The organism is Gelidibacter sp., from assembly GCF_039916245.1.
Classification (GTDB): domain Bacteria; phylum Bacteroidota; class Bacteroidia; order Flavobacteriales; family Flavobacteriaceae; genus Gelidibacter.
Window position 1 is genome coordinate 1 of record NZ_JBDSLS010000164.1, and the last position, 11,675, is coordinate 11,675.

7 protein-coding genes, 1 pseudogene and 1 riboswitch are annotated in these 11,675 nt (G+C 37.5%); of the genes and pseudogenes, 3 read left to right on the plus strand and 5 right to left on the minus strand.

Translation table 11 applies throughout. From position 1 onward, the window contains the following. On the minus strand, positions 1–901 hold a 901-nt coding region (locus ABIQ28_RS08820), incomplete at its 3' end, for an aminotransferase class I/II-fold pyridoxal phosphate-dependent enzyme (protein WP_348036521.1). A gap of 119 nt (positions 902–1,020) precedes the next feature. After that, positions 1,021–1,165, minus strand: a riboswitch (SAM riboswitch). A gap of 407 nt (positions 1,166–1,572) precedes the next feature. Here ABIQ28_RS08820 and metK point away from each other — a divergent pair. Further along, positions 1,573–2,865, plus strand: a complete 1,293-nt coding sequence (gene metK / locus ABIQ28_RS08825) for a methionine adenosyltransferase (RefSeq protein ID WP_348036522.1) — start codon at positions 1,573–1,575, stop codon at positions 2,863–2,865. Positions 2,866–3,144: 279 nt separating this feature from the next. Here the strand turns inward: metK and ABIQ28_RS08830 are convergent, their stop codons facing one another. The 4 genes from ABIQ28_RS08830 to ABIQ28_RS08845 form a co-directional block, all read right to left on the minus strand. Continuing rightward, a complete protein-coding gene (locus tag ABIQ28_RS08830) occupies positions 3,145–4,692 on the minus strand; it encodes a M20/M25/M40 family metallo-hydrolase (RefSeq protein ID WP_348036523.1) in 1,548 nt (515 codons plus the stop codon). A 656-nt stretch (positions 4,693–5,348) separates the two neighbouring features. Further along, the gene (locus ABIQ28_RS08835; protein ID WP_348036524.1) at positions 5,349–8,054 is read right to left on the minus strand and encodes a carboxypeptidase-like regulatory domain-containing protein; all 2,706 of its coding nucleotides are present in this window, start codon (positions 8,052–8,054) and stop codon (positions 5,349–5,351) included. A 42-nt stretch (positions 8,055–8,096) separates the two neighbouring features. After that, positions 8,097–8,954 (minus strand): GLPGLI family protein, encoded by an 858-nt coding sequence (locus tag ABIQ28_RS08840; RefSeq protein WP_348036525.1) that lies wholly within the window; start codon positions 8,952–8,954, stop codon positions 8,097–8,099. Positions 8,955–9,059: 105 nt separating this feature from the next. Further along, complete coding sequence (locus tag ABIQ28_RS08845; protein ID WP_348036526.1) at positions 9,060–9,887, minus strand: GLPGLI family protein; 828 nt, start codon at positions 9,885–9,887, stop codon at positions 9,060–9,062. Between the two features lie 132 nt (positions 9,888–10,019). Here ABIQ28_RS08845 and ABIQ28_RS08850 point away from each other — a divergent pair, with 132 nt between their 5' ends. Beyond that, positions 10,020–11,594: a HAMP domain-containing sensor histidine kinase gene (locus ABIQ28_RS08850; protein ID WP_348036527.1), complete on the plus strand. Its 1,575-nt coding sequence runs from the start codon at positions 10,020–10,022 to the stop codon at positions 11,592–11,594. Next, positions 11,587–11,675: pseudogene (locus ABIQ28_RS08855) on the plus strand (DNA-binding response regulator); the annotation flags it as partial. The gene ABIQ28_RS08850 and the pseudogene ABIQ28_RS08855, both read left to right, overlap by 8 nt.

The window sequence follows — 11,675 nt, forward strand, 5'->3', positions numbered from 1 at the left end:
CCAAAGCATTTTTACTGTGTTGTTTGATACGTAATTCTAAAGTTTCCAAACCTTGAATGATTTGAAACGCATTAAATGGACTTAACGCCGATCCGTAATCACGAAGACCTTCCACACGAACTTTTGCGATAAAAGCCGCATTTTTCAATACTTCTGAATATACTAAACCGTGGTATCCGGCAGATGGCTCTGTAAATTCTGGAAATTTACCATTGGCCCAATCAAAATTACCACCGTCAACAATGGCGCCTCCGATAGCAGTTCCATTACCATTTGCGTATTTTGTTAACGAGTGAATAACGATATCCGCACCATGCGCAATAGGCTTTAGCAAGTAAGATGTTGCTACGGTATTGTCAACAATTAAGGGGATTTTATTCTTTTTTGCAGCATCAGAAATCGCTTTTATATCCAACACATCCAATTTAGGATTTCCTAAAGACTCAATGAAAATAACACGTGTATTTCCCTGTACGGCTTTATCAAAATTATCAGGATCTGACGGATCGACAAATGTGGTGGTAATACCATGTCTTGGCAAAGTCACATTTAACAAATTGTAAGTACCTCCGTACAAACTGCTTGACGCCACAATATGATCGCCCGCTCTTAAAAGCGTGAGCAAAGTCGTAGCAATGGCAGCCATTCCTGAGGCTGTGGCCACTGCTGCAATTCCACCATCAAGTGCTGCTACTCGCTGCTCTAAAATGTCAGTTGTTGGATTGTTGATTCGCGTGTAAATGTTTCCAGGCTCAGCAAGTGCAAATAAGTTTGCAGCATGATCAGAGTTTTTGAAAACAAAAGCTGTGGATTGATAAATTGGCACTGCTCTAGTACCGCCATTGGATTGAACATCGTGTCCTGCGTGCAACGCTTGGGTTGCGAATTTTTGTGTACTCATTTTTCTAGTTTTTTTGAGTTAATAAATGAATTAAAACAAAAGCCAAATACGCCATCACTGACGGACCAAATAGAAAAATGTTAAAAAGAAAAGAGTAATCACAGATGAGTAATTACGTTTAGTTATCTATCCAATTACCTGATAAATGAATCAGTAATTAAGTAGAATTTAGCACCTTCTTAAATGAGATTCCTGTTTGCGCAGGAATTTTAAGGGTTGCCAAGGCTTCATCGGGTCTAATCCCTCCGCCTTTCTTGATAACACTTCAATAAGTTTTTGAACTTTGTGAACGCAAATATTGCAACACAAATGTTACAATTCCAAATAAATTATAAAGTTTTTTAAAAACCAGCTGTTTTACAATTCCAAAAAACCTCACTTTCTTCAAGCAGGCAAAGGATACTTCATTGAAATTTAAGCTCGAAAAAAATCTTGTGAGTTTAATTTCAGACGAAATCAAAATAAAAGGATTTGCCATCCATTTAATTTTTTTACTTTTGCCTATTAATAATTGAGAGGAAAGATTTGACTGATTGCAACCTCTTCTGAATCGGGAAACCCTGAGGATGAGACTCTGTATCAACAACAGAGTTAAAAATGCTAAAGGCAGTGCAAACTACCTTCGACGTTTTCCGTCAAATCTTCCGTAAACCTATAATAAAGAAAAGGTTATGGCATATTTATTTACCTCAGAAAGCGTTTCTGAAGGACATCCAGACAAAGTAGCAGATCAAATCAGTGATGCTTTAATTGACAACTTTTTAGCGTTTGACAAAGACTCTAAAGTGGCTTGTGAGACCTTGGTGACTACTGGACAAGTCGTCCTTGCAGGCGAGGTCAAATCAAAAACCTATTTGGACGTTCAAAAAATAGCAAGAGATACCATCAATAAAATTGGTTACACCAAAAGTGCCTATATGTTCGACGGCAATTCTTGTGGTGTTTTTTCAGCCATCCATGAGCAATCTGAAGATATCAACAGAGGTGTTGACAGAGCTAACAAGGAAGAACAGGGTGCAGGAGATCAAGGGATGATGTTTGGTTACGCCACTAGCGAAACTGAAAATTATATGCCTCTGGCTTTAGATCTTTCACATCGTTTGATGATCGAATTGGCTGCTTTACGCAGAGAAAACAAAGACATCACTTATTTACGACCAGACTCCAAAAGTCAAGTCACTATTGAATACAGTGATGACAACGTACCGCAGCGCATTGATGCCATTGTGATTTCCACACAACATGACGATTTTGTAAAACCAGCATCTAATTCGGCAGAAGATATCATTGCTGCGGATACTGAAATGTTGGAGAAAATCAGAAAAGATATTGTTGCCATTTTGATTCCGCGAGTTGTTGCTGGACTTCCGGAGCAAATTCAGGTGTTGTTCAATGATGACATTACGTACCATATCAACCCAACTGGGAAGTTTGTTATCGGTGGACCACATGGCGACACCGGACTTACTGGACGAAAAATTATAGTAGACACCTATGGTGGTAAAGGAGCCCATGGTGGTGGGGCTTTTTCTGGAAAAGATCCAAGTAAAGTAGATAGAAGTGCTGCCTATGCAACACGTCATATTGCTAAAAACTTAGTCGCAGCAGGCATTTGTTCTGAAGTTTTAGTTCAAGTAAGTTATGCTATTGGCGTGGTGCAACCTACATCCATTTATGTGGACACTTACGGTACGTGTCCATTTAATTTAACGGATGGCGAAATTGCAGATAAGATATTCGAAATTTTTGACATGCGTCCAGCAGCCATTGAAGACCGTTTAAAACTGCGTCAACCAATGTATAGCGAAACTGCAGCTTATGGCCATATGGGAAGAGTTAACGAAACCGTTACAAAAACTTTTGAACAATTCAATGGCACCACTGTAACCCTTGATGTGGAATTGTTCACTTGGGAAAAATTGGATTATGTGGACAAAGTCAGAGCGGCGTTTGAAATTAATTAGAATAAAGACCGCTTCGCTTTTAGAATTAAGTACAAAGACTTTATAAAATACAAAAGAGAACCTTCAGTAGAAATGCTGAAGGTTTTTTGATATCATAATGTATAGTCCTGAAAAATAACCCCGAGCTTTAGCTCGGGGCATGAAAGTGTAGAAAAGCAAAGGGCTTTAGCCCAAACTGTACCCGAGACGACAGTTTGGCTAAAGCCCTTCACTTTTTATCTTTTAACCCCCAGATAAAGCTGGGGTTACTCAAAATTTAATTGTAAGAATAGCGTTGGATTAATCCAATCCACCTTTACGCTCTGGAGAACGTTGTGTTGGCCATTCCATTTGCTTGCCAGTTCGCTCGTTAATTGGCAATACTATTTTTTCTTTCGATACTCTCTCAGGATCTTCACTGGCTTCATAGGCTAATATAGCAGTCAAGATCGCATTGCTTCTCACATCGTCAAAAACGATTTTATCATAGGTATCTCTGTTGGTATGCCAAGTATAATTCCAGTAGGACCAGTTTAAAGAGCTCAAGTTAAATGAAGGTGCTCCTGCAGCCACAAAAGAGGCGTTGTCTGAACCTCCACCAGCTGGAGAACCAGGGAAATTGGTTTTGATATGTTTTGAAATATCTTTTGGAACCGCACTTAACCAACGGGTTAAATAATCATAAGCATGCAAATATCCTGCTCCTGATAAATCAACCACACGTCCGGTACCGTTATCTTGATTAAATACCGCTTGAATGTTTTCGACAATTTCTGGATGGTCTTCAACAAATGCACGTGAACCGTTTAATCCTTGTTCCTCACTACCCCAGTGTCCAACTAAAATGGTACGTTTTGGGTTTGGATAAAACTTTTTCAACAAACGCATTGCTTCCATCATAACCAAAGTTCCAGTGCCATTATCAGTTGCTCCTGTACCACCATCCCATGAATCGAAATGCGCAGAAAGAATCACATACTCTTCTGGTTTTTCAGTACCTTTTATTTGCGCAACTGTATTAAATGTTGGTGCCATACCTAAATCTTTAGACTCCGCAACAATTTTAATTCTTGGTCTGTCGCCATATTCAGCTAAACGATAAAGCATGGTGTAAGACTCCAACTCGATATCAACCGTTGGGATCTTTTTGGTACGTGCGCCAAATATTTTATTCGCTCCAAAGGCTTTCGACCAATATGAAGATACAATACCGGCAGCACCGGCATCTTCTAAAGCATTAATGATGGTCCTTGCATCATATCCTGTTCTGCTGATGTTGTCGCGAAAAGCTTTTGAAATCGAATCACGAGTCTTTTTCATTTTCTCAAAAGATTCTGGAGTCGCAAATTCTTCCCAGTTATAATCAGGTCTTCCTGTAATTTGATATTCAGAAACCATCACAAATTTTCCTTTGGCATTTTTAAGCCAATTTTTAAACTCTGCCGCATCTTTCACGGTTGGAAGCGTAATCACTTCCGCAGTCACACCTTTTGGACCCGTACTTGGGCTCCAAGACAATTGAATACCTGCTAAGGTTTGCACACGTGGATACACCATATCGATATGGGTTACACCGCGCTCCCAAGCTTTCCACTCACCGTATTGTTCATTTTGTGCAGGAATGCCCCATTTTTCATATGTAGCTACAGCCCAATCATGAGCTTTTTTCATCTGCGGTGTTCCCACCAATCGTGGGCCAATGACATCCATTAAATGATGTCCTAAAATTTCCAATTGGGAATTCTCATTGGCTTCTTTAATCATGTTTTCAATAACCGCATTTTTCTGCTGTGCAGTCACTGTAAACACAGAGCATATCAGGAATGCCCCTAGTAAAATTCTTTTCATTTGTTAGTAGTTTTGTTTAGTAAATTAAGGGTCTCAAAATACAACTTATATCTAAGATTAGAAACCAATAGTCTTCAAAAAGAATCAAAACACTTCGACAAGCTCAGGATCCACCGCTTCGCTTTCAGAATCAAGAATATAGACACAAATCATAAAGGGTTGAAAACATATATGAAATCACTATTGTCCGATAAAGGAACCAAGACCACTGCGTTGAAAGAACATAGAATATAAACTTACGCCGTAAGCATTGAAATCATTGGGCTTAAAACTGAAAAGCTCGTCCAAATTCGTGATTTTTTTAAGCGTTTGTAACAATGAATAGAAGAAGTGTATCGTTGAACAAAACTTTAAAAACCTCTATTTATAGAAGGGTACGCGAAGTACTGCATCGGACCACAATAATATGAAATCAAATATTTGACCGGTTATTATTTTTTTTTCAATTTCAGAAATATGAAAATAATCCTTACTCGAGCAATCATCTTTCTAAATGACAAAAACCATTAGAACTATCCGAAGAAAACCCCAAATATGTTTTAAAAATTTAAACCTCTTTAAGGCAATTATATTTTATTCAGACGTCATAATTAGAAACAAAAAAAGGACAACTTCTTCTGAAATTATCCTTTTTCAAGATTAAATCTTTTCTATTATTAAAGCGAATAAATAACTCTAAAGGTCACAAAACGGGGTTGAATAAAATATTCGGTTGCACTTACTGAAATGCTGCTGGTGTTACTTTGGCTTTGTGATTTTGTATTCAATAAGTTAGTCGCTTTTACCGCATATTCCAATTTGGCATCCTTATTTGTTCTATAGGCTAAAGACGCGTTCCAGAACTCGTATTTGTTGAGCGTTCGGTCATTATTACTAAAATTATTATAAGCGAAATCTGTTTTAAAAGTGAATGTTTTTAAAATTAGTGCGTCCACTTCAATAGATGGTGTCTTCGTATAGAATTTATTTCTGGTAGATCCTTGATCACTGTCTTGAATTCCATAACGATAACCCACAGTAACGTTTGGCGCCTGTCTGAAATTTGTTCTTAATTCCGCACCATAGGTTTGCGAATAATTTTCGTTAACTGAACGAATGCCTTGGATGAATTGATTAAACTTTGAATAACTGAAATTACCATTCACTGAAGCTTGCCACTTCCCAAACCGTTTTTGAAAACGTCCGTTTGCGCTGACGGTCTCATCTGCAAAATCAGAATTGAATGGCGAATTGGTACGAATGACGCTTTCGAAATTGGTCAAATTACGAATTTGATCAATCTTTTTGCTGTAGCTAATCCCTCCATTCACATTGGTATAATTGAACATATTGAAGCTGAAATAATTCAATCGCACGTTATGAGACAAAGCGTTGTCCAAACTTTCATTTCCTGAGAAAATAGAGTTGTAATTGTTGAGCACAATCCCTCTTGCCAAATTGGTCACATCGGTAAATTGCGTATTCATGGCATAGGTCAAGGAAATAGTCTCACTTTTTTTCAACTGGATACGCATATCAAAATCAGGAAGAAGCTTGAAGAAATTATTTTTATATTCCTCACCAAACTGTACATTTTTCGAACTGTAAGCATGCGCTGAAAGTCCTGGAGTAATCGTAAAAATCCCAGTTTTGAATTGGTAATGCGCACCTAAATAAATATCGCTGAAATTATAATCGGTGTTGTTCGTATCCAAACCATTGTTAAACGTTGGCGTCGGATCAAAAATGGTGTCATCATCTAAAAACTGGAAGATTTCAGAGTCAAAATTCTGCTTACTCAAAATGGTTCCTAAAGTGAAATTGATATTACTTTTGGCATTCAACACCTTCCAATAATCCAATTTCGCATCCAATTGATTCGATTTGATACGTTTGTCCTGAGCCACATTATAATCCAATTGGTTAGGATCCAATCCTAAATTAGTCGCTGTTTTTTCATAATTGGCTTTTTCTTCAATAATCGCATTATAAAACGGATCCTCATCCTGTAATAAATGCTGCGCTTCAAAAGCAAAAATATTCGTCTCGTCCAACGTATAGTAATAACTCAGGTTTTGGTTGATACTAAAAGGCTTGGTCTTTTCAAACTGATCGATATTTCCAATAACGGATGACAGATAATTTTGATCTTGAGATTCTTTTGAAAGACGGCCCAAAATATCATAATCCAATTGATTACTTGCGTTTGGCTTGTATTTCGCACTCATTTTTAACATCCCCAAATCACTACGCTGTCTGGTCGTACTTTGAGTGTCTTCATCGGGAATTCCCAAATCGGAATTGGTATATTGTACGGAGTTGTTCTCTTGCAAATCGGTTCTGTTGCCTGATATAATAGCAAAACCGCTTAAATCCAATTTTTTATTGGGAGAATAGCTAAAATTCGCCGCCCCAAACTTGGTATTGATATCTTTTGCTCGATTATTCTGCATGGATAAAAACCCAAGATTATTACTTCCTAAATTGATAGAGGTGCCACTATTATGACTTGGAGATCTGAAACCACCAGTAAAATTAAAATAATCACGACGTGTAAAAGCGATTTCGCCAATATTATTCAAATCGCCAATCAAATTCACACTGTATTTTGGGCTGTAATAAAATAACTTTGGTTGGGCCAGATACAATCCTTTATTTTCCGAAACACCACCACCGGCAGTTATATCTCCAAACCAGAAATTGGATTTACCTTTTTTTAGTTTAATGTTGATGGCAATATTATCCATATTATTGGTCACCCCACTCAATTGACCTACCTCAGCATAATTTTTAAGAACCTGAACCTTGTCCACCGCACTCGCCGGAATATTTTTAGTGGCCAATTTGGAATCGCCATCAAAAAAATTCTTGCCGTCGATCATGACCTTACATACGACCTTGCCTTCTATCTCAATTTCGCCATCGGCATTGACTTCAACTCCTGGCAAATTTTTCAATACATCGCCCAATTTTCGCTCGGTACCTTTATTGAAAGAATCCGCATTATATATCAAAGTATCACCTTTGATGGTCACTGGCATTTCATAGGTCAAATGAATTTCAGCCAGACTATTATCTTCCTTTAATGTCAAATTTTTAATCAAGTCCGACTCCTTAATACTTAAGGTTTCATCATAGGTTTTCATACCAATATAGCTCACTTGAATGGTGTAAGTCATGTTTTTGGTCAACGCCAATTTGTAGCGTCCCTGATTGTTAGTAATCCCGTACGACTCCAAGCCTTTGGTTTGTTGATTTATGGCGATGACGTTGGCTAATTCCAACGGATTGCCTATACTGTCTTTAACGACGCCTTCTACTTTAATTTGCGCAAAAGAATTTCCTACTACACAAAGCAGTATCAGCGCTATGAAATGTCTCATTATAAGTTTTATGATTGATTGTTTATGTTAGGTAGTCGTATGTTAGAAACGTGAACCACGACCTCTACCGCCGCCCATGTCCTGCATTTCTTTCATTTTATCTTTTACGATTTCGGCGTATTGTGCTTTGGTAACTGCTTTGCCTTTTGTTGGTGCTTTGATTTCAACTTTATCCTTAGGATTGATTTCAATTTTTGTACATAAAATAGTGGTACGACCAGAACTCACTTCCAAAATCAAACCTGGAAGTCCCCAATAATCGCCAGGGCCTTGGTTGACCGGGATTTGCGGGGTGTACCAAGCGGTAACGAGGATTTCCTTTGGAACTTCAATTTCGTCCATTGGATTAGTTGATTTATCTCCTTCCTTTTTCGTGTCCGCATCTCTGTTGCGTCGTCGCATATTGCCGAAATCCATCTCCTCGCCTTTTTTCATGGCCGTAGCTTTAAAAGCTAAATATTGGCCGATTTGCTTGGATTCATTCTCCATTTTCCATTCTAATTTCGGGATGGAATCTTTGATTAAAAACTGCTTCCCGAAAAACTCTTGGTCTTGGATGAGTTGATGGTCTTTCACGTTTTTATATTGTGCACCAGCGGTAAAACTACCCATCATAGCCCATCCGCCGCCACCTGATCCTGGAGTGGCTAATTTCTCTTCCTCTTTGTAAATGGATTCTGTCCTGTTAAAACTTAGAATGTAGGTTTTCTCCAACATGTTTTTCATGCTTTCGGCCATCATTTTTTTCTGTTGGTCGCTCATTTGATTACCACCAAGATTATCCATGTCCATGGTCGTCTTTGATTGGTAATAGGCTTTCCCTTGAAAATCCTGCGCCATCAATGCACCAGAAAACAAAAGGATAAAACAGCCGAGAAATTTAATTAAGAGTGATTTCATTTTTTACGTTTTATTATGAAGTGGTTGTTCAAAACAGACATCGGTTCAATTTGACTGTTAAAAATCCAGTTAGTTAAACCATAAAACGTTAAATTTTTCTTAAAACTATCTGCCAGACCTAAAAATTACCGTGCCGCCGCTGTTGCCTCTGGAATTCATTTGATCCATCATTTCTTTGTTTTTCTTTTCCATGATATCATTAAATTCTTGTTGCGTAACTACCTTCCCCTTTTTAGGTTCATCAATGGTGATGACGTCTTCTGGGTTAATGATAATTTTACTGCAAATCAAAGTCAACTTACCATCATTGATTTCCAAGATTAAACCCGGAAGTCCAAAAAACTCGGCGGGCCCATTACTAACTGGGATTTGAGGGGTGTACCAAGCGGTGGTTACCTTTTCCTTCATGACGGTTTCAATGCCCTTATCTTCCGTCATGGTTTGTGTTTTGACCTGTTCTGTAATCTGCGCTTTAAAACAGGTGTATTGACCAATATTTTTGGTTTCATTGAGCAATTCCCATTGTTGACCTTTTAAGGAATCTTTGATGAGAAACTGTTTCCCGTAAACTTCGGTTTGATTGGTAAACCTTTGTTCCTTCAGATTTTTATATCTCACATCTGCACCATCAGAAAAGTTAATTGTGATACCGCCACGCGATGGCATCGGCGCTGCCAGTTTTTCGTTTTTCGTATAGATCGATTCGTTGCGATTAAAATTTAAGGTGTATTCCTGTTGCGATTGTTGCCTAAGCTGATCTTCAATTTGTTTCTGCATTTCAGGACTTACTTTAGAGTCCTTTTTAAAGTTTTCATCATTAAAATCAAATTTCCGATGGGATTTATAAGTGGCGACCCCTTGAAAATCCTGAGCATTTACCATCATAACCGTAAACAAGGTTACAAGGACTGATAGTTTTTGTTTGTACTTCATAATTGAATGATTTTTGATTGATTATTTTTACCATTACAAAGATTAGCCATTAATAAACAGCATTGCGTTAATGAGTGTTAACGAGTGTTAACTGATACAAATTGAATGCATCCAACTCCCTATCTTTGACCTATGACGACAAAAAACTACTTGTGGATTTTATATGCGATTACCGCGACCATCGTCATTACCATTAGCGTACAGATTTATTGGAATTACAATAATTACCAACTCAACAAACAGCGCGTTAGCAACGAAATTCAGTTAAGCATCGACAATGCCTTGGAAGAATATTATGCGGAAATCGCCAAATCAAACTTTCTAACCATTATTAAACCTGATGACACTGCTGACTTTGGCACGAGTATTTCAGAAGAAATCGCCAAATTATCAAACACCCGATCGAAAGCTAATAAATTGAAGTCACTCAATATTGCTTCTGTCAGTTTTAAATCGAATTCATCCAAAACAACAGATTCTATGCTTTCCAAAGAAAAAGGGGAATTGAATAAAATACTCCTATCGAAAGGCAGAAAACCTTTGGACAGCGTTATTGCCATCACGCAATTGACGACTAATGATTCGGGAAAACATTTCGAAAAAGGGAGCCAAATCAAATCCGTTCAGGTAATTAAAGGAAAAAAGGCTTTTGACAGTTTAAAGGTTATAAAAAGCATAAACACCATCATGATCTCCATGGATCGCGATACTTTAGAATATTCCCAAGTGGATTCCTTATTAAAAATCCAGTTTAAACAGAAACACATTTCTCCTAATTACATTATTAAACATTTTAAGAAAGACACGCTTTATCATAGTGTCAACTCCGAATTGAAAGGCGATGATATCATGTCAGTCACTTCAAAATCCACTTATTTAAAACCAAAAGAACGTGTTGTTTTGGAATTCGAAAACCCACTAAAAGATACTTTAAAGTTAAGTTTTACAGGAATTCTGACATCTTTCTTGCTGGCAATTGCCATCATCTCGTGTTTATTTTATCTCCTCCGAATTATTCGGCAACAAAAACAATTGGCGGAAGTAAAGAATGATCTGATTAGTAATATTACCCACGAATTTAAAACTCCTATTTCCACAATTGGCGTTGCCCTTGAAAGCTTAAGAAATTTTAATGCACTTGATGATAAAGTGAAAACGCAAAACTATTTGAACATTTCCAAAGATCAATTGGGAAAACTCAATGTGATGGTCGAAAAACTATTGGAAACCGCAACCTTAGACAGTGACCACTTAGAATTGCATAAAGAACAAATTAATGTCGTGGAACTCGTGCAACATTTGGTGGACAGACATTATGTACAAAACGATGCCAAAAAAATGGATTTTGAGTATCCTTCTGATATGGTTTTTGCGAATGTGGATCTGTTTCATTTTGAAAACGCCATCAATAACATGATTGATAATGCTGTGAAATATGGTGGAGAAACCATTATGATTAGTCTAACACAAAATTCATTCGCCACCACAATTTCCATATCCGATAACGGCAATAGCTTGAAACAAATCAACAAAGACAAACTATTTGAAAAATTCTATCGTGTCCCAAAAGGAAACACGCATGATATTAAAGGTTTCGGAATTGGCTTGTATTACACCAAGAAAATTATTGAAAAACACGGTGGCACCATTCTTCTGAATGTAGATAATCAACTGACCACTTTTAAAATCAGCGTCCCCAATGCATAAACCCATTACCATACTTTTAGCCGAAGACGAACCCGCTTTAGGACAAATCATAAAAGAGAGTTTAGAAACACGAAATTTCAA

What these genes read in the sequence shown, in the direction of transcription:
- metK (WP_348036522.1), top strand. Translation starts at nt 1,573, where the DNA reads ATGGCATATTTATTTACCTCAGAAAGCGTTTCTGAAGGACATCCAGAC.
- ABIQ28_RS08830 (WP_348036523.1), bottom strand. Translation starts at nt 4,692, where the DNA reads ATGAAAAGAATTTTACTAGGGGCATTCCTGATATGCTCTGTGTTTACA.
- ABIQ28_RS08835 (WP_348036524.1), bottom strand. Translation starts at nt 8,054, where the DNA reads ATGAGACATTTCATAGCGCTGATACTGCTTTGTGTAGTAGGAAATTCT.
- ABIQ28_RS08840 (WP_348036525.1), bottom strand. Translation starts at nt 8,954, where the DNA reads ATGAAATCACTCTTAATTAAATTTCTCGGCTGTTTTATCCTTTTGTTT.
- ABIQ28_RS08845 (WP_348036526.1), bottom strand. Translation starts at nt 9,887, where the DNA reads ATGAAGTACAAACAAAAACTATCAGTCCTTGTAACCTTGTTTACGGTT.
- ABIQ28_RS08850 (WP_348036527.1), top strand. Translation starts at nt 10,020, where the DNA reads ATGACGACAAAAAACTACTTGTGGATTTTATATGCGATTACCGCGACC.